Source organism: Proteus sp. ZN5 (assembly GCF_011046025.1).
Lineage (GTDB): Bacteria > Pseudomonadota > Gammaproteobacteria > Enterobacterales > Enterobacteriaceae > Proteus.
On sequence record NZ_CP047639.1, the window covers coordinates 1,582,722 to 1,598,331 of the forward strand.

Below are 15,610 nucleotides of genomic sequence, written 5' to 3' on the forward strand. Positions count from 1 at the left end.
AGGGTGGTTAGAAGGGTATTTGATCATCCCAATCTTGAGGGGGGTCGTTTTGTGGTGCTTGCGGTTGATGTGCTGATTGCTGTGTCTTCTGGCTTCCCGCCTGATTACCACCGTTACCGCCTAGCATCTGCATTGTTCCACCAATATTGACCACTACTTCCGTTGTGTATCTGTCTTGCCCGTTTTGGTCTTGCCATTTTCTGGTTTGCAGAGAGCCCTCGATGTATACCTGACTTCCTTTTCTCAGATATTCACCTGCAACTTCCGCTAATTTCCCGAAAATTACCACACGATGCCACTCGGTTTTCTCCTTCATCTCGCCAGTCTGCTTGTCACGCCACGATTCCGATGTGGCTAGTGTGAGATTTGCTACTGCGCCACCTGACGGCATATATCGAATTTCAGGGTCTTGGCCTAAGTGACCAATGAGAATACATTTATTCACGCCTTTACTTGCCATTATGTGTTCTCCATATCTGATTTATGGCTCTTGTAAACAACCTCTAGCTTCTCAAGATTTTCATCATCTCCTGAAAATTTATTTTTAAGCCACTGATATGATTTTTCGAAATGTTCTGGCGACATCTCGTTTAATTTTGATGTGAAATCGGCAAGCATCATTTGGTTTGTCAGTAGTTTTTTAACTCTATGCTCTGAGCGCTTACCTCTTGAAACAGACAGCATCATTGAAAAATCAGATTCAATATCACTCATTGAATAAACTTTTATACCGCCAACAGCTACGCCGCCAAACTTAACGGATGGATCTCCAATTATTGTTAAAGATTTTCCAACCCAGTCATGGCCGTTATTTCCCCATCCACCAATAAGAACCCTTCGCATAGATTTAGATGGTTTGTATGGCCTGCCGTCATAACCTACTAAGTCGATAAAAACAGGCTGATCTCTCGTACCTTCGCGAACGGATTTAATAACGGCGGTAATTGGTGTGGTTTGAACATCTTCAAAGTTAATCTGATCTGACTTTGGGATGATTGTGCGTGATAAGTCCATTAGAGAAAAACCTCATCATCTAAGTATTCATCATCGAATAAGTAATTAGGAACATTGATTTCACTCGGCGGAAGAACTATTCCTTCAGTTCGTAGCGCTTCGTCATCAATGCATTCTTTAATTTTGCGTAATGCTTCGTGCATATGCTTATAGCCAAGTTCCAGCGATTCCGTGCCGATGTAATACATGCAGTTGGTATAAGGTGGTTTATTCTGAAGTGCAAAGAAGCAAAACTGGTCTAACTCAATCCCTGTGGTTAGCTTTAAAACGTACAGATAAAAAGCCGCTTGAATATGGTAGCGATATTTACCAAACGCCTGACTAAAGCCTCGCTCTGTTGCATCCATGCAACTCTTTACATCAAGCGGGTAGGGTAGAGAGTCAGATAACCTATCAAATCGGCATTTCAGTCTTAATCCAGTCATTGGACATGTAGCAAACATCGATACTTCTGAATTCCCTTTTGTTGCCATGTAGTCCATAAAGTCGGAATTCATCCTTGCCGACTCAACCATCCTTGTTACTGTTTCCACTTCGCCATTTATAAAAATATTGTCAGGATTGCACACCTTAACCAATTCTTTATATTCCTTTGACGCTCTGGTTTTAATGTCAGAGTTAAGAATGAATTCCTTTTCAAAAACGTCAGGTTCAAGTAACGCTGCGTGAATTGCAGTTCCTATATTTGCCGATTTACTTCCTTTAAATGGGTTAAAATATAAGTTTGCTGGGCTAATATTCATTGCTTTTACTGACGTTGATCCTATTGCCTCATCCTTGTGGTAATCCTCATTGCTTAAGTGATAGTGGATTCCATCTTTCATCCTAAAACCTCTTTATCTATCCCTATCTGAATAGCTGTTCTAATTCCATCTAAAACCGCATCCAGCGCTTGAGGGCTAATTTCAAATACCGGATTTAACTTCCTTGCTAAATCCATGCACAGTAGTTCTTCGGGTAGGCTATCCATAACCTCATCAACTGATATTTTCTCTTCCTGAGAATTAACAAACGCTTGTTTTTCCATTTGGCGTTCGTACCAGTCGTTTCTGAGTCCGTATGTATTCGTTAACATAGATCCTCCTTAGATAAACTCGCGCTCCTTGCGTGTGTTGATTTCATGCTGAATGAGGTTTGTACGCTCCATCGATACTTTCATTTTCCATTGAAAAACTAAGTCGTCGATTTGCTCATTTGTCATTTCAGACTCTCGCAATAGTGAGAATATCTGTTGTTTTACGTGTTTCTGCTTTGCGTTCATGCTGTACTCCGTATGCTGTTTTTAATGTTTCGTTTGCTTCGCACCATCTATCCTCATCCTTGAGATAAAGAGCGCGCCATGCTTGCTGTTGAGCTATGCAAAGTTTGTGTTTATCAATATTCATGCTTACCTCTGGATGTGCGAAATCTGCGCCAATCTTGCGATAGCGATAGGGTGGTTATCTGGTATTGGTGCGGTGGGTTATTTAATTGGATTTTTTGGAACTGGTTGCCAGTGCGTTACCTTGCCACAATAAGCATTAAGCGAGCCTGACTTACCAAAGTAATCAAGTATGTTGCCTAACCATGGTTCTGGGTATTTGCTATCCATGCAAATAAGTAAAACCAAATCATCTTTAACTTCTGGTGTTAATTCATCGCAGCGAATCCAGCTGTTATTCTCATTTGCCATATGTGCGTATTCCTCACTATTAATAGCGATATGAATGATTAAGTGGTGGGTTACTGCTGACCTAGGGCTTTTGCGATTACAGCGTCAACGATGTCTAAATCATCGTCATCATCTGGTTCATAGCTTGCAATTTTATTGCGAAGTCTGATTAACTGTTCTAATAACTCTGGTGCTGTTGCGATTAGTGTAAAATTGGCTTGAGTTTCTTCATCCATAACCCAGTGACATAATTTTTCATCATATCTAGCGCCTTTTGAGCTATATACGATATTTCTATCATCATCACGATGGCAACCAGCCGTATCATTAGTTCTATTTTTCTGGTAAACAGCGCAACACCCACATCTAATATCAGCAACCCATGGCGCAGGCGTTCCTTTAAATTCCATTGTTTTATCTGCCACGCTCCCTCCTAACTATTTAATTAGTCCGTACACATGATTAATGTCGTTAAGTCCTTCCCTATCTAACTCTAAGTATGGATCCCATCTATCCAAACCTTTATGATGCGTCCTTACCAATTGCCAGCGCCAACCATCAGCATGTCTAACTCGTCTTACATACCTGATTGTCGTGACCCAATATTCATCATTAGGGCCATTTGGAACCAGTGAATCAAACTCGACTCGAACAGGTCTAAATAATTTCGGCATGGGTAGCTTTCCATTGTGGAAATCTTCTATTGTCATACTCCCTCCGTTATTAACTAGAGATACTCAAGCTCCCAAGTAGGGTGATAAACATCCGCATGTTTGTCGTCGTCCATTTTTATTTTTAACTTTCCTGTATGTATGCCAGTTATCGTTCCTTCTCTGGCTTCTTTATTACCCGTATATCGAACGCGGTCGCCTTTTTTGATATTTAAACCGTAGGTTTTGTTTATGTAATCAAACAAATCACTTCTCCGTTATTAACTAAACACGATGCTATTTGGTTTCGCATTTCACGCCACAGAAAGGGCAGAATGAGAACGTAACAGGGAAATCCTGCTTTGTTAGGCGGGCTTTCGGCGTGCCGTCCTTTTTGATTTCTTGATAACTGGCGTTGTATTCAATGAAATAATTAACTGACATGACGCCGCCAGACATAAATAATCCTGATTGTTTCCAGCCAGAAGACTGTAGGCTTGCACCTTCTGGTAGTTTCGCTTTAATGCGACTTTCCATGTCATCGCCTAATTTCGTAAAGCAATCACACATATCTCTATCTCCTATCTATTAATCAACTCACCACAGCCCACAGAATGGACTGTAATTAGTTAACTTACTGGTAGTTAAGGTGAAACTTATATTGTTGTAATTCCATTCTATTAATATGATTAATCTGGCTTTGTAATTCTTTAATTGCATCCTCCTTGGCTCTATTGAATGTTTCAATATCGATATTCTTTGTTTCTTCGTTAGGGCGTGGCGCCCAGTGCGCTTGAATTAATTTAAATGCATTGTACATATTTAATCTCCTATCTCGCTGTTATACCGAACTCACTGCTCGGCTGTTTTGTTTTAACTCCTGAAAATACTGCTACATTAGGTAAGCAACAGTTATCTCCACTTGGATAATGCTTTGTTGGTTTGAGAGAGAGAACAGGGCGTTCTTTCTTCTCAACGCCAAATATCGAATCCCAAATTTCTTCCACTGAGCGACTTCTCATAGCTATCTTTCGAGCCAAAAACTCACCTTGCTTTCTGCGTCTGCGAATTTTTGAGTTCTCTTTAAAAGTTATTGTTGCCATATTTGCCTCCTAAGTGATTTTTGGTGATTGGTGGTAGGTGCTGATCTCCTACTTGCAAGCCATGCCGAGGTAAACAGCTTTCGCCTCCCTCAATATCAGTTATTACGATCCAGTACCCGAAGGCATATGACACTACTTAGCTGGTATCGCTCGCTTGCGGAAACTGTTAGCTTTTAAACCTGCCAATCAGCCTTAGCATTCACCAATCCCAAAAACCACTCAGTGGTTGCTCTGAAAATTTATTCTGAGCGTTCCTAATTGTAAAAGAGCGAACATCCTGTTTATCTATGGCTCCTTGCCTTTGATGAGTTATATATTGAACCAATAGTTCACATAAATCAAGAACCAAAAGTACAATATTTTATTATCATAGTGAACTTTTAGTATATTTTGTTGTTTTTAAACGGTATTTATTTTTGTAAATATTTAAAATTAGCTCTTGATCACTAATTTATTTAGGCGGGATGAAAAAAATCCCTCTGGTAGAGGGACTAAATAAAAAGCATGAGGTTAGTATGACGTGCAGTTAACGGTAGAACCTAATTTTGTACAGTTCGTTGCTGTTACTGGTTTTTTATAGATGTTTTGCTGTTGTTGCCATAATAACAGGCTTTGTTGTGCTGATATCGCTCTAATAGCTGAAGCGCCATTGTCTTGTCTTATTTTTTCTGGTCCATATTCAATAAGAGAATTATTTTTAAATATAAACTTATAGTCGGCTTTATCATAAGACCAACCAGACATCAGCCTGTTAGCATAAATTAATATTTCATACTCATTGCTTGACGAGGCTCCATCAGGGTTGCCCATTATTGATATAACATTGTCTTTGCTCATCCCAGAATGTATTGATGATATTTTATCACCTGTTACACAACCTGATAAAGCAATGATAATAATTAGAAAAAATATTCTCAAAGCATCCTCTTCTTAATGATTAAAAGTTAGACAAATCGCATCATCATTTGAACTACAACGCCAATAATTTTACAGTTTCCATTTATAGTAATAGCGGGATAAGCTGGGTTTAACGCTTTAAGATATTTAGCTCCATCAAAGACAAGCTTTTTGAATGTCGCTTCATTCGTATCAGTAAGCTTAGCTATTACCAAGCTTCCATTTATAGGTTCTCTTCCTGTATCTACTAGGACTAATGATCCCTCAGGAATACTAACTCCTGTTGGAGCCGTCATTGAGTCGCCCTCAACCTTAAGCCAAAAAGCAGATCCTTGAACAGAAACTTCAGACTCGTACCACTCATCGATCTCGCTTAGCGTGTATGGCTCACAAGCTTCCGTCCAATTACCAGCCTGAACAAAGCTAATTACAGGGTATTTAGGTGCTGGTCTATAAGGTCTTGGATTACTAACATTTGCATTATTTACATTTTCTTGCCCATGTTGCAACCAGACTATATCCACTGAAAGTAATTTAGCTAACTTATTCATCACCTCCTGTCTTGGTAGTGATTCGGCATTAAACCATTTACTAACGGCCTTGGTGGTTACGCCAAGTTTATTAGCTATTTCTGTCGCTTTGCCATGGTCATCAAAACCAGCGTCTCTTGAAGCCTGCGCAAGCCTCTTGGCAAATAATTCACGCACGTTATTAGTTTGTACCATACGTTCAATAATAAACATCTTGAAAGGAACTGTCAGTTCAACTAATATATGTACTGAAAGTTCATTAAGGAGACTTCTATGCACGATTTAAGGGAGCCAATTAAACAGATTGGCGTTGCAGAAGTAGCAAAGGCATGCGGAGTAAGTGAGCGAGCTGTTTATAAATGGATTGATAACGGTTTTCTACCAAAAACAGAATTTTTTGGAAAAACTAATTATGCAAAAACAATCCAAGCCCTATCCAAAGGGAAAATAAAAGCTGAAGACTTACTAGCTATTAGCCAAAAAAAATTACTTGCTGCTTAGTTTTAATCGCTCTTTAACATCACTAATCCGCTCAGAGTAAATTCTCAGAGCAAACAATCCGCTCATATGGAATGAGCCACGGATCATTACTGCTGTTCCCAATATGGGAAGTAATTAATAAGGACTTTAACAAATGGAATATGGAAACACATGCAAAACAGTTCGTGACAAACGAGCTATTGAATTTAGAACGCGTCACTTAGTTAGTAACGCACTTCAAATATTACGTGATGGGGATCAGCGAGAAATTGCACAAGCCACATCACGCTCAGACTCGACTATCTCAAGAAGAATCCAATCTATTGATGGTGTATGCGAAATGCTTGCCACACGTCGTGTAATTGGTTTTGTGAGGGAGGGCGAGAAGGTTATCAGGGAATCAGATTATAGATTGTATCTGGAAAATATGGCTGAGCTATCGAGGTTAAAACTTCAAGTTCATGCATATGAAAAAGCCTCAATTGCGGGAACAACTGAGGCCTTTAGAGAAGAACAATTAGGTCTGTTCAACTAACAAATATACTGTATCAATAACCAGTATTAAAGGGAAGCTGATTTTGAGTTTCCCTTTTGCTGATACAGCTTAGGAATAAGGGAATTATACCATGAAGAAGAAAGTTAATCATTGGTTTAATCGTCACGAAGTGCATAAAAACATCATGCGAGATAAGACGTTACGAGAAGTGACACCGTTAGGAAGTAAGCGTCTAAAGGAAGCATTCGAAGATGCAAAATTGAGAAATGAGCATCGTGAGAAATTACTAGGAGGATCGCATGAGTAATGTTGCATATGCAGATTTTGGTAATCAACGACGGCAAGAGAGGCCTAACGTGGCAGATCTTGATAATGGCTACACCAGAATAGCGAATGAGCTATTAGATGCAATCATGCTTGCTGGGTTGACCAAGCACCAATTATTAATGGTTATGGCTGTGTGGAGAAAAACATACGGCTTTAATAAAAAAATGGATTGGGTTGGCAATGAACAACTTGAAAGCATGACAAAGATTGATAGCACCAAATGCTCCACCGCTAAAAATCAATTAGTTCGGATGAAAATCTTTATTCAGGAAGGTCGAAAAATTGGAATGAATAAGAATATTTCTGAATGGGAAACCGACATTGACCGAAACAGTAAAAGTTTTACCGAAACGGTAAAGAATAGCTTTACTAAAACGGTAAAAACCACTTTACCGAAACAGTCAAACACAAAAGACAATAATACAAAAGACAAAAGAAAAGATCCCACCATACCTCCCAAGGGAGGAAATCGAGGAGGTTCTCTTCGTGAAGAATTAATTTCAATCCTAGAAGGAAAGTTTGATTTCGATAAGGCAGACAAGCTTCATGATTCTGTTGAGCAAAAATTAGTTGAGCTGGGTTATATCTGCGAAAGAGAATTTAGAGTTAGCGACAGAGGTGATGGTAAAGCTGGTCGAGTTGATCTTCTGGTTTCCAATGGTAAGGGCGATTCTTGTGGCATTGAAATCGATAGATTGAACGCTAGAGATAAATCCATTGTAAAACTAAAGCAACTTTCTGATGGTTTCGTTTTGGTGAGAGAAGGGATCGTGTCTGAGAGATATGATTTCGATGGAATACCAGTGGTAAGTGCTCATCCTATGTCATCTTCAAGTGAAGGAATTTCTCGTGAAGAGATAATCAGGGAAGCAAGAGAAGCTCTAGATTTTTATAACAATATTACTGGCTCTCAGTGCAGAGACTTTAAACCATTCATGACCCTCTTATCTCCAACCCAAAGCAGAGATAGATATCTGCTAAGTGATTTAATCACAGTTATTGAGTGGGTGGTGTCAACATGGAAGCGACGTAATAACTCAATAGCAAAACCAACCAATATCTGCCGAGTTAACCGCTTCGATGGCTACCTGTCAGACGCTCTCAAGTGGAAAAACCGAGACGGTATCAATCCTGTCGATTGTCCTCATGAAGAATTAATTAAAATCTGGAACAAATACGTTCCTGAAAGAGCCATTGATTTTCATGAGTGGACATCACGCAGACCTGCTTACAAAGATTTGGAGGCTGTCTGGAATGGCAAAACTAACAAAGGGCAATGGCGTGAAGTAAAACACATGGACACCTGCTTCAAGCTGATATCGCAATCAAGTTTATTCACTAGCTTACAAGACAAGGGATGGTTAACTCTTGACTGGATCTTAACGCCGACAAGATGGTCGCAAACCTACGAACAAGCCAAGCGCGAATATACCGAACGGAAAAAAGGGATTGTTTAATGGAAAATAAATTCACGGATTATTACTCAGAGCAGGCTGTCATTGGCGGAATACTGATTGCCACATCTGAAACAGAAGAAATTGCTATCTCAGCGATTGAAAGTTTAGTTGCTGACGATTTCACATCATCGGCTCACAAAGCCATATTTAAAGCCATGCAAAGCCTTGTTAGAAATGGATCTAAGGTTGATTTGGTTTTACTGAATGGAGAAATTGAACAACAAGGTAATTCAGATATTACTGGCGGGTTCGGCTATCTTGCTGAATGCACTAAAAACACATCAAGTATTCAAATGTTACCCGGTTATGTTCAGAAAATTAAGGATCTAACCACGGCACGAAAAACGCTTGCTGTTCTCAATGAAGGTGTTGCGAAGATTAGCTCATCAAACGTTAGCAACCTTGTTGATGTTGTTGGTGAGGTCCAATCCTCAATCTCATCAATGGACACAGGTAGTGTTGTTGAAACACAGCACATCATGGACGGAGTTAACGAGTCGATAAATATTCTTGAGTCGATGATCAACGGTGATATCTGGAAATATAAAACTCAGTTTGGTTTACCTGACATCGATAAGACATTTGGTGGATTTAATAACACCGATTTGATTGTTGTTGGTGGCCGTCCGGGCATGGGTAAAACCATGTTCAGTACAGCAATTTCAAAAGCAATCGGATTGAAGCAAAAGAAACCCGTTGTTTTTTATAGCCTTGAAATGCCCTCGTGGCAGATATCAGAACGCATTTCATTTCATCACGCGGGGGTTAACAAGCAAGACCTACTAGGTGACGATAAATCGAAAATAAACATGGATGAGGCTTGGGCTAAGTTATCTCATGCACTTGCTGACATTCAGGAATCACCGATTTATATCAATGACCGACCATCAATGAGCATTCATGAAATACGCGCTGATGCTAGAAAGATGCACAAAAAAACGGGCGGTTTAGGTGTCATTATCGTTGACTACTTGCAGAAAATGAAAATGACCAACCCTGAAAACATGAATCAGTCAGTGGGTGAGATTGCAACAGGGTTAAAGAACCTCGCAAAAGAGCTTAAATGTCCCGTAGTCGCACTTGCACAGTTAAACCGTAACTTAGAACAACGAACCAATAAGCGCCCCGTTAATGCTGATTTGAGAGAGTCTGGCGTTATCGAACAAGAGGCTGACGTTATCTTCATGATTTATCGTGATGAAAAATATCATCCCGACACCAATCTGAAAGGTATCACTGAGGTTATTTGCACGAAATCACGTCACGCACCTGGTGCAGAAAAAACATATTACTTCACTAACGCTCGCGGTGGTTTAGATCAGGCGGTATTAAGCAATATAAACAGCGACTACGTAGATGAAGAAATTGAGTGTTAACACGCAAGAGGATTTTTAGATGAATGAACACAGAAAGTTTATTTGAAAAATGTAAACGGCTCACAGAGGAAAACAGAGAGCTGAAAACAGACAGAATTATCTCAAGAAAAAAAATATCAAACCAACGATTAGAAATCGAATCACTGCAGCGAGAACTGGAAATTAAAAACTTCGATGTTTCTTGTATCCCACCAATACAAATCACCCCACAAGTTACTGAATGGCTTCTTGAGTACGGAATGCCGTGGGAAGTGTTTTACTGTGACAAATGTAAAAGTTGGTTTACTGAGTTAGACACTTTATTCCCTTGGGGTATTGATAACAGTGGGTGCCAGTGTGATAAGCATGAGGATTTTTAGATGAACATTAAACAATTACAGCAACAAATCCATCAACAAAATAAATCTGCTGGATGGTGGGATAATCCACGCGAGAAAGGAACCTTACTCTGCCTGATTCACTCTGAAATCAGCGAGGCAATGGAGGGAGAACGCAAAAACTTAATGGATGACCATTTGCCACATAGAAAAATGGCTGAAGTCGAACTTGCTGATGCTGTTATTCGTATTTTGGATTATGCCGAAGCCTTTGATTATGACATTGAAGGGGCTATTGCTGAAAAGCTCGAATACAACAAACATAGAGCAGATCATCAGCGTGAAAACCGCATCAAAAAGGGCGGGAAAAAATTCTAAGAGGAGGCATCTAATGCAGGGAACTAATTGGGTTAAGGTGAGTGAGAAATATCCAGAGAGGGGTAAGCTAATTTTGTTCTATGTAGGCGGTGAAACTCACGCCGGATGGAGGATTGATGAAGGATGCGGTTTTTACAGCATAAAAATATCACAGTGGTTTGATTATTCAGACGTTATCTACTGGGGCGATCTGCCACTCCCACCAATGCTAGAGGGTGAATGATGAAGTGGGCGAAATTTAAAGGCAACGAGATTAACTATTTAGTTAGATGGACAGTTTTAATTGTATTCATGCTCCCGATAAGCATAGTTTACTTTCTACTTTTTCTAATTGATACGCCGATCCACTTTGCCAGAAAACACGTACGACAATTTTTATTTTCATTAATTGACTACATCGAAAATAAACTCCCCTTCAAAAAGGATAAGTAGCATGAACGAACTCAAGAAATGCCCGTTTTGTGGATGTGAGAGGATTTTTGTCGGCGCGTATGATTATGAAGAATTTGACGATAAAACATACTACAAGGCAGAGTGTAATTCATGCGAAGCAGAGACGGGATTTAAAGATAGTAGACAGGAAGCAATCGCAGCATGGAACAGGAGAGCTAACAGTGAGTGATCCAGTAGAAGTAATGGTCTATTACGTTAACTTCAATACGAATCGCAGATTTTGGATGTTAAAAATAAATGTAGGCTGGATTGAGGAACACTATAAATTCCCATGCAAACCAACTAAAAGACAAATCCGCAAAAAGAAAAAAGAATGGATCCAAGAAGCTAAATATTGGATAGAGGTATACGCAGAAATGCAAGGAGGTTAACTTGGAAAACTTCTGTCTACACGAATCAACGAAAAAGCTATTTGATAACAATGTAATTGAACTACTTAAATCCCACCCAAAACTCAGCGTCACCATCAAGCCTTACAAACCAAAACGAAGCCTCTCTCAAAACGCATTAAGCCATGTTTGGTACAAAGAAATCAGCGACTACTTAATTAGGTCGGGTCGTGAGTTCTGTACCGAAGCATGGGTGAAAGAAAGCTTAAAGGCCACTTACCTTGGATTTGAAGTGACTGAGTACACCGATGTGTTAACGGGTGAAAAAACGCAACGAGAGACACTTAGGCATACTTCAAGGTTAGATAAAGGTGATATGCATCACTTCTTACAGAGAGTTGAGGCGTGGGCTTTACAGTTCGGTTTAATACTAACTACTCCGGAAGATAGCGAGTATATGAAATTGAAAAGGAAACAGGAAGAATGAACCCAAAACTAAAGCTAATGGATGACTCAGTTGATTTTGTAATCATCGGTGAGAAGTCATTTAAAAGATGGTGTGTTGTTAAGAGAGCATTTAAATACCTATTTTTATCTGTCTTTGGTAAACAGGGCGCAGTTGATTATCTTGGCGTAATGTTTCGCCTCGGGTCTGTTCATACAGCGGAACGATTGAATGAGCTAACTGGATTTGATGCTACAAGGAAAATCAAATGAACTGCATGTCATGCAATAGACAGCTAACAGATGAAGAAATTTACGTGTGTGCTCAGTGTGCTGATGAATACGCTCATTTGGAAGTGATGGATAAAATCAAAGGAGAGGGAGATGGCGAACTTACGCAAAGAAGCTCGAGACCGTGAATGCCAAATTAGAATACCTGGAGTGTGTAACGGTAATTCTGAAACTGTCGTCTTAGCTCATTATCGAATGTCTGGCATTTGCGGTACCGGAATAAAACCTAATGATATTTTTGGTGCTTGGGCATGTAGCGATTGTCACGATGAAATAGACCGAAGGACACGAATTACTGACGCTGAATACGCAAAGCAATGTCATTTAGAAGGCGTTATTCGTACTCAGGATATTCTCATCAAGGAGGGTAAGATTAAGGTATGAACGAGTATCACTTAAAATTGCCGTGGCCACCTAGCAATAATACCTATTGGAGGCATTGTAGAGGACGCCATTATATCTCACCCAAAGGCACTAGCTATCGAAAGCAAGTAACAGATTATATCAAGCAACATAACCTAGACGTCAAAACCACTTCCCGTATCAAAATAGTCATCACAGCAAATCCCCCAGATAAAAGACAAAGAGACCTCGATAACTTGCCTAAAGCAGTTTTCGATTCGTTAACTCATGCTGAATTTTGGGGTGATGATAGTCAGATTGATGATATGCGGATCCGTCGAGGTGAGAAGGTTGCTCATGGCTCATTAGATATCAAAATATGGGAGATAGATGATGTTCACTGACTTAATCGCAGCTATTGAAGAAGCAAGATATTTAAAATCTCAATCAGGTGGTCGAGTTAACTTTTGCATAATTCAGATTGCTGAATGCATGGAAATATTTTGCGGATTAATGGATGGCGTCAGAGTTCTATACACAACGGCTAATGATGATTATCACACAGTATTACCGGAGGCGAGATGAGCTATATCGGAGAAAAGGAATTAACGGATGAGCAGTTTCGCTGGCTAGATGGTTGGTTAAATCTGTGGGGGGCGTGGGTATATTCTGGTCGTATCGATATTCGCATGATCAACATGATTTATAAATTCATGCAAACAGTAGAGGCAAGTAAAAACCCATCAAGACCTATGTGCAATGATGATGAAGGAATGTTGATTTCTCAGGTCGTAGATTCAGTCATCGCCACTGACACACAGGCCTATGGAATATTGCTAAGTTATTACGCTCATGGTTCATCTAAGCTTTCGATTGCATCTTACTATCACCGAGTCGCAAAACCACGCAAAATGCAAACGAGAGGGGGGAATAAATACGGCAAGCCATCTCATAGAACTTGCAGGAGAGAAGTTGACGAAAAACTCAAAGCTGCTCAGTGGTTATTGTACGAACCTCTCCGAAATGCAATGAATAATCGTAAACGTGTGGCTAAAGTAAAGAAAATAGCCGAACTTTGCTATTGACATTAATGGACAAATGGACAACAATTATAGGGTAAGTTGCTTTACGTGACTCTTAACTTTACTTACCTTATATACATGCTCGTGTATATCTTTGAAAAGAATAACAAAGCACGTTCGTCATCTGTGCTTTTAGGGCGGGGTTAATTGTTAATTTTAACGGCACTTGTTTGGCGACAGACCGTTGTAAGAAACAATTAATCCCGTTTCGTTTTTAATTTGGTGTAATTCCACCATTTTAATTCCCCCGAATTCGAGGGGATAAACAGAACATGGCAAAATACATCGTTTGTAAGCCCATGCTGGTGCATGAGTAGCGCTACATGCCGTTAGCCCACGAAACGGGCATCAATTTCAACTCTCCGGAATTACCGGATAGTTCACATGTTCGGTTATTCCGAACAACCTATTTTGAAGATCGCTTAGGCGGTCTTTTTTCGTATATGCCGGCCACAGAACAATTACCCTCGTTATCACGTTCACACAAGAGCTGTGAGTCGGCGTTCTATTAACTAATTCCTCCAGAAAGGAGGCGGTATGACACGAATGGACGAGAAAGACAAATTCAGTGCCACCGCATGGGGTGTCATATTCGCTATCTCCCTATACGGCGGATTGGCTAGATACATTATTGACAATAAACGTAACGGTTATCGGTGGAGCTGGGTAGGAGCAATTATGCAAATGTTCGTATCTGGCTTTGCTGGAATGATGGGTGGCCTTATATCAATAGAGCTTAACGCCTCATTCTACTACACATTATTTACGGCTGGCTTATGTGGTTCCGCTGGCTCTTTAGCACTGGATTTCTTCTGGGATAAGTTTACAGGGGGTAAGAAGTGAGTAAATTTAGATTAAGTAGGCGCAGTGAAGAAAACCTCCGTGGCGTTCATCCTGATTTGGTTAAAGTAGTACATCGAGCATTAGAAATTACCGATATTGATTTTATGGTGATTGAAGGTAAGCGCAATGAAGCCCGCCAACGACAGTTAGTTGCAAGTGGCAAAAGCCAAACGATGAATAGTCGTCACATAACTGGTCACGCTGTTGATTGTGCTCCGCTGGTAAATAATCAGATCCCTTGGAACGATTGGTCATACTTTAAAAAAGTAGCGGATGCCATGATGCAAGCGGCGAAAGAGTTAGGCGTCGATATCGAATGGGGCGGTAACTGGAAAACATTTAAAGATGGTCCTCATTTCCAATTAACCCATAAGGCATATCCAGCATGAACACGCTAACTAAGGTATTAGCTGGACTACTGGCAATATCTGCATTCTGGCTATGGTGGGTAATAGATGATTACGACAAACTGAGCAAAGACTACAACACAGCAACAGCTCAATTATCACAACAAGTCAAAATCAACAAAGACTATCAAGCCCGTATCACTCGACTAAACCAACTCGATATTCGTCACTCACAGGAGTTAGCCAGTGCAAAGAATGAAATCAACACTCTTCGTGATGCTGTTAACTCTGGTTCTAAGCGGGTGTACGCCAAAGCTGAGTGTCCAGCAGCCACCAAGAATTCAACCGAAAGCGGAAGCGATGAAACCACCGCACGACTTAACAAAGCAGTTGAACAAGATTATCTACGTCTCAGAGAAATGATAGTTGAGAACGAACAGCAAACTTTGTATTTGCAGAATTACATCAACACTGAATGCCTCGCTCAATAGCGGGGCTTTTTAATGGAGAAATATCATGGCAGCACAAGGTTTCGATAACCCAACTCAATTCCGTGAAGAGCTGGATAAAAGCATTCCAAAAGAATAAAAAAAGCCCAGCATGGGTGCATGGGCAAACTAACAGGATATTAATCAAAGTATAGTGATAATTACTTAGTATAGCTTAAGTAAATATATATATCAGCAATTAGATAAGTCGTTTATCCATTAAGGAGAGTGATCATATCTTGACTGCTAGGAACAGACTAGAAGTGGCTTAGCTGTGTATCGCTAAGCTGCGAACTCTACGCATTTCATCGGCGC

At 40.1% G+C, this 15,610-nt stretch carries 32 protein-coding genes and 1 pseudogene; 19 read left to right on the plus strand and 14 right to left on the minus strand.

The window, feature by feature from the left end; all coding sequences use genetic code 11:
* Positions 1-7: 7 nt before the first annotated feature.
* From ssb to GTK47_RS07215, 14 genes are all read right to left on the minus strand, one after another.
* Entirely contained in the window at positions 8-460 is a 453-nt protein-coding gene (gene ssb / locus GTK47_RS07150; protein ID WP_165122581.1) for a single-stranded DNA-binding protein, read from the minus strand.
* Entirely contained in the window at positions 460-1,014 is a 555-nt protein-coding gene (locus GTK47_RS07155) for a hypothetical protein (RefSeq protein WP_165122582.1), read from the minus strand. The genes ssb and GTK47_RS07155 overlap by 1 nt, the downstream gene beginning before the upstream one ends.
* Positions 1,014-1,838: a PD-(D/E)XK nuclease-like domain-containing protein gene (locus tag GTK47_RS07160; protein WP_165122583.1), complete on the minus strand. Its 825-nt coding sequence runs from the start codon at positions 1,836-1,838 to the stop codon at positions 1,014-1,016. Before GTK47_RS07160 ends, GTK47_RS07155 begins: the two co-directional genes overlap by 1 nt.
* The gene (locus GTK47_RS07165; protein ID WP_165122584.1) at positions 1,835-2,089 is read right to left on the minus strand and encodes a hypothetical protein; all 255 of its coding nucleotides are present in this window, start codon (positions 2,087-2,089) and stop codon (positions 1,835-1,837) included. The genes GTK47_RS07160 and GTK47_RS07165 overlap by 4 nt, the downstream gene beginning before the upstream one ends.
* A 9-nt stretch (positions 2,090-2,098) precedes the next feature.
* Complete coding sequence (locus GTK47_RS07170) at positions 2,099-2,275, minus strand: hypothetical protein (protein WP_165122585.1); 177 nt, start codon at positions 2,273-2,275, stop codon at positions 2,099-2,101.
* A gap of 201 nt (positions 2,276-2,476) precedes the next feature.
* On the minus strand, positions 2,477-2,686 hold the full coding sequence (locus GTK47_RS07175) for a DUF551 domain-containing protein (RefSeq protein WP_165122586.1): 210 nt from the start codon (positions 2,684-2,686) through the stop codon (positions 2,477-2,479).
* Between the two features lie 50 nt (positions 2,687-2,736).
* Positions 2,737-3,090 carry a hypothetical protein gene (locus GTK47_RS07180; RefSeq protein ID WP_165121736.1) on the minus strand — a complete coding sequence of 118 codons (354 nt, stop codon included), beginning with the start codon at positions 3,088-3,090 and terminating at the stop codon, positions 2,737-2,739.
* A gap of 12 nt (positions 3,091-3,102) precedes the next feature.
* Entirely contained in the window at positions 3,103-3,339 is a 237-nt protein-coding gene (locus tag GTK47_RS07185) for a hypothetical protein (RefSeq protein WP_165122587.1), read from the minus strand.
* 53 nt (positions 3,340-3,392) lie between these two features.
* A complete protein-coding gene (locus GTK47_RS07190; protein ID WP_165122588.1) occupies positions 3,393-3,581 on the minus strand; it encodes a hypothetical protein in 189 nt (62 codons plus the stop codon).
* Between the two features lie 31 nt (positions 3,582-3,612).
* Positions 3,613-3,852 carry a hypothetical protein gene (locus GTK47_RS07195; RefSeq protein ID WP_001966870.1) on the minus strand — a complete coding sequence of 80 codons (240 nt, stop codon included), beginning with the start codon at positions 3,850-3,852 and terminating at the stop codon, positions 3,613-3,615.
* Between the two features lie 97 nt (positions 3,853-3,949).
* Positions 3,950-4,135: a hypothetical protein gene (locus GTK47_RS07200; RefSeq protein ID WP_165122589.1), complete on the minus strand. Its 186-nt coding sequence runs from the start codon at positions 4,133-4,135 to the stop codon at positions 3,950-3,952.
* 10 nt (positions 4,136-4,145) lie between these two features.
* Positions 4,146-4,418: a hypothetical protein gene (locus GTK47_RS07205; RefSeq protein WP_165122590.1), complete on the minus strand. Its 273-nt coding sequence runs from the start codon at positions 4,416-4,418 to the stop codon at positions 4,146-4,148.
* A gap of 510 nt (positions 4,419-4,928) precedes the next feature.
* Positions 4,929-5,336, minus strand: coding sequence for a hypothetical protein (locus GTK47_RS07210; RefSeq protein ID WP_071233854.1), 408 nt, complete (start codon positions 5,334-5,336; stop codon positions 4,929-4,931).
* A gap of 26 nt (positions 5,337-5,362) precedes the next feature.
* On the minus strand, positions 5,363-6,058 hold the full coding sequence (locus GTK47_RS07215; protein ID WP_239510902.1) for a S24 family peptidase: 696 nt from the start codon (positions 6,056-6,058) through the stop codon (positions 5,363-5,365).
* 60 nt (positions 6,059-6,118) lie between these two features.
* Here GTK47_RS07215 and GTK47_RS07220 point away from each other — a divergent pair, with 60 nt between their 5' ends.
* The 19 genes and pseudogenes from GTK47_RS07220 (at position 6,119) to GTK47_RS07310 (ending at position 15,298) form a co-directional block, all read left to right on the plus strand.
* Positions 6,119-6,346: a helix-turn-helix domain-containing protein gene (locus GTK47_RS07220; RefSeq protein ID WP_049216808.1), complete on the plus strand. Its 228-nt coding sequence runs from the start codon at positions 6,119-6,121 to the stop codon at positions 6,344-6,346.
* A 133-nt stretch (positions 6,347-6,479) separates the two neighbouring features.
* Positions 6,480-6,860, plus strand: coding sequence for a hypothetical protein (locus GTK47_RS07225; RefSeq protein WP_069367909.1), 381 nt, complete (start codon positions 6,480-6,482; stop codon positions 6,858-6,860).
* Between the two features lie 91 nt (positions 6,861-6,951).
* Positions 6,952-7,128 carry a hypothetical protein gene (locus tag GTK47_RS07230; protein ID WP_164484703.1) on the plus strand — a complete coding sequence of 59 codons (177 nt, stop codon included), beginning with the start codon at positions 6,952-6,954 and terminating at the stop codon, positions 7,126-7,128.
* A pseudogene (locus tag GTK47_RS20670) lies at positions 7,121-7,567 on the plus strand (replication protein); the annotation flags it as partial. The gene GTK47_RS07230 and the pseudogene GTK47_RS20670, both read left to right, overlap by 8 nt.
* Before the next feature lie 1,037 nt (positions 7,568-8,604).
* Positions 8,605-9,981, plus strand: a complete 1,377-nt coding sequence (locus GTK47_RS07240) for a replicative DNA helicase (RefSeq protein ID WP_165122592.1) — start codon at positions 8,605-8,607, stop codon at positions 9,979-9,981.
* Between the two features lie 23 nt (positions 9,982-10,004).
* Positions 10,005-10,340 carry a hypothetical protein gene (locus GTK47_RS07245; RefSeq protein ID WP_165122593.1) on the plus strand — a complete coding sequence of 112 codons (336 nt, stop codon included), beginning with the start codon at positions 10,005-10,007 and terminating at the stop codon, positions 10,338-10,340.
* Positions 10,341-10,676 carry a hypothetical protein gene (locus GTK47_RS07250; protein WP_206535883.1) on the plus strand — a complete coding sequence of 112 codons (336 nt, stop codon included), beginning with the start codon at positions 10,341-10,343 and terminating at the stop codon, positions 10,674-10,676.
* 13 nt (positions 10,677-10,689) lie between these two features.
* The gene (locus tag GTK47_RS07255; protein WP_165122594.1) at positions 10,690-10,899 is read left to right on the plus strand and encodes a hypothetical protein; all 210 of its coding nucleotides are present in this window, start codon (positions 10,690-10,692) and stop codon (positions 10,897-10,899) included.
* Positions 10,900-11,109: 210 nt separating this feature from the next.
* Positions 11,110-11,298, plus strand: coding sequence for a Lar family restriction alleviation protein (locus GTK47_RS07260; protein ID WP_165122595.1), 189 nt, complete (start codon positions 11,110-11,112; stop codon positions 11,296-11,298).
* Positions 11,291-11,500 carry a hypothetical protein gene (locus tag GTK47_RS07265; RefSeq protein WP_165122596.1) on the plus strand — a complete coding sequence of 70 codons (210 nt, stop codon included), beginning with the start codon at positions 11,291-11,293 and terminating at the stop codon, positions 11,498-11,500. Before GTK47_RS07260 ends, GTK47_RS07265 begins: the two co-directional genes overlap by 8 nt.
* Before the next feature lies 1 nt (position 11,501).
* Positions 11,502-11,945, plus strand: a complete 444-nt coding sequence (locus GTK47_RS07270; RefSeq protein WP_165122597.1) for a recombination protein NinB — start codon at positions 11,502-11,504, stop codon at positions 11,943-11,945.
* Entirely contained in the window at positions 11,942-12,175 is a 234-nt protein-coding gene (locus GTK47_RS07275; RefSeq protein WP_109395754.1) for a hypothetical protein, read from the plus strand. Before GTK47_RS07270 ends, GTK47_RS07275 begins: the two co-directional genes overlap by 4 nt.
* 111 nt (positions 12,176-12,286) lie before the next feature.
* Positions 12,287-12,577 (plus strand): DUF1364 domain-containing protein, encoded by a 291-nt coding sequence (locus GTK47_RS07280; RefSeq protein ID WP_165122598.1) that lies wholly within the window; start codon positions 12,287-12,289, stop codon positions 12,575-12,577.
* Positions 12,574-12,939, plus strand: coding sequence for a RusA family crossover junction endodeoxyribonuclease (locus tag GTK47_RS07285; protein WP_165122599.1), 366 nt, complete (start codon positions 12,574-12,576; stop codon positions 12,937-12,939). The genes GTK47_RS07280 and GTK47_RS07285 overlap by 4 nt, the downstream gene beginning before the upstream one ends.
* On the plus strand, positions 12,926-13,120 hold the full coding sequence (locus GTK47_RS07290; protein WP_165122600.1) for a hypothetical protein: 195 nt from the start codon (positions 12,926-12,928) through the stop codon (positions 13,118-13,120). Before GTK47_RS07285 ends, GTK47_RS07290 begins: the two co-directional genes overlap by 14 nt.
* A complete protein-coding gene (locus GTK47_RS07295) occupies positions 13,117-13,620 on the plus strand; it encodes an antiterminator Q family protein (protein ID WP_165122601.1) in 504 nt (167 codons plus the stop codon). Before GTK47_RS07290 ends, GTK47_RS07295 begins: the two co-directional genes overlap by 4 nt.
* Positions 13,621-14,163: 543 nt before the next feature.
* Positions 14,164-14,460 carry a phage holin family protein gene (locus GTK47_RS07300; protein ID WP_036906009.1) on the plus strand — a complete coding sequence of 99 codons (297 nt, stop codon included), beginning with the start codon at positions 14,164-14,166 and terminating at the stop codon, positions 14,458-14,460.
* Positions 14,457-14,849 carry a M15 family metallopeptidase gene (locus tag GTK47_RS07305; RefSeq protein WP_165122602.1) on the plus strand — a complete coding sequence of 131 codons (393 nt, stop codon included), beginning with the start codon at positions 14,457-14,459 and terminating at the stop codon, positions 14,847-14,849. Before GTK47_RS07300 ends, GTK47_RS07305 begins: the two co-directional genes overlap by 4 nt.
* Positions 14,846-15,298: a lysis protein gene (locus tag GTK47_RS07310; protein WP_165122603.1), complete on the plus strand. Its 453-nt coding sequence runs from the start codon at positions 14,846-14,848 to the stop codon at positions 15,296-15,298. The genes GTK47_RS07305 and GTK47_RS07310 overlap by 4 nt, the downstream gene beginning before the upstream one ends.
* Positions 15,299-15,610 lie beyond the last annotated feature (312 nt).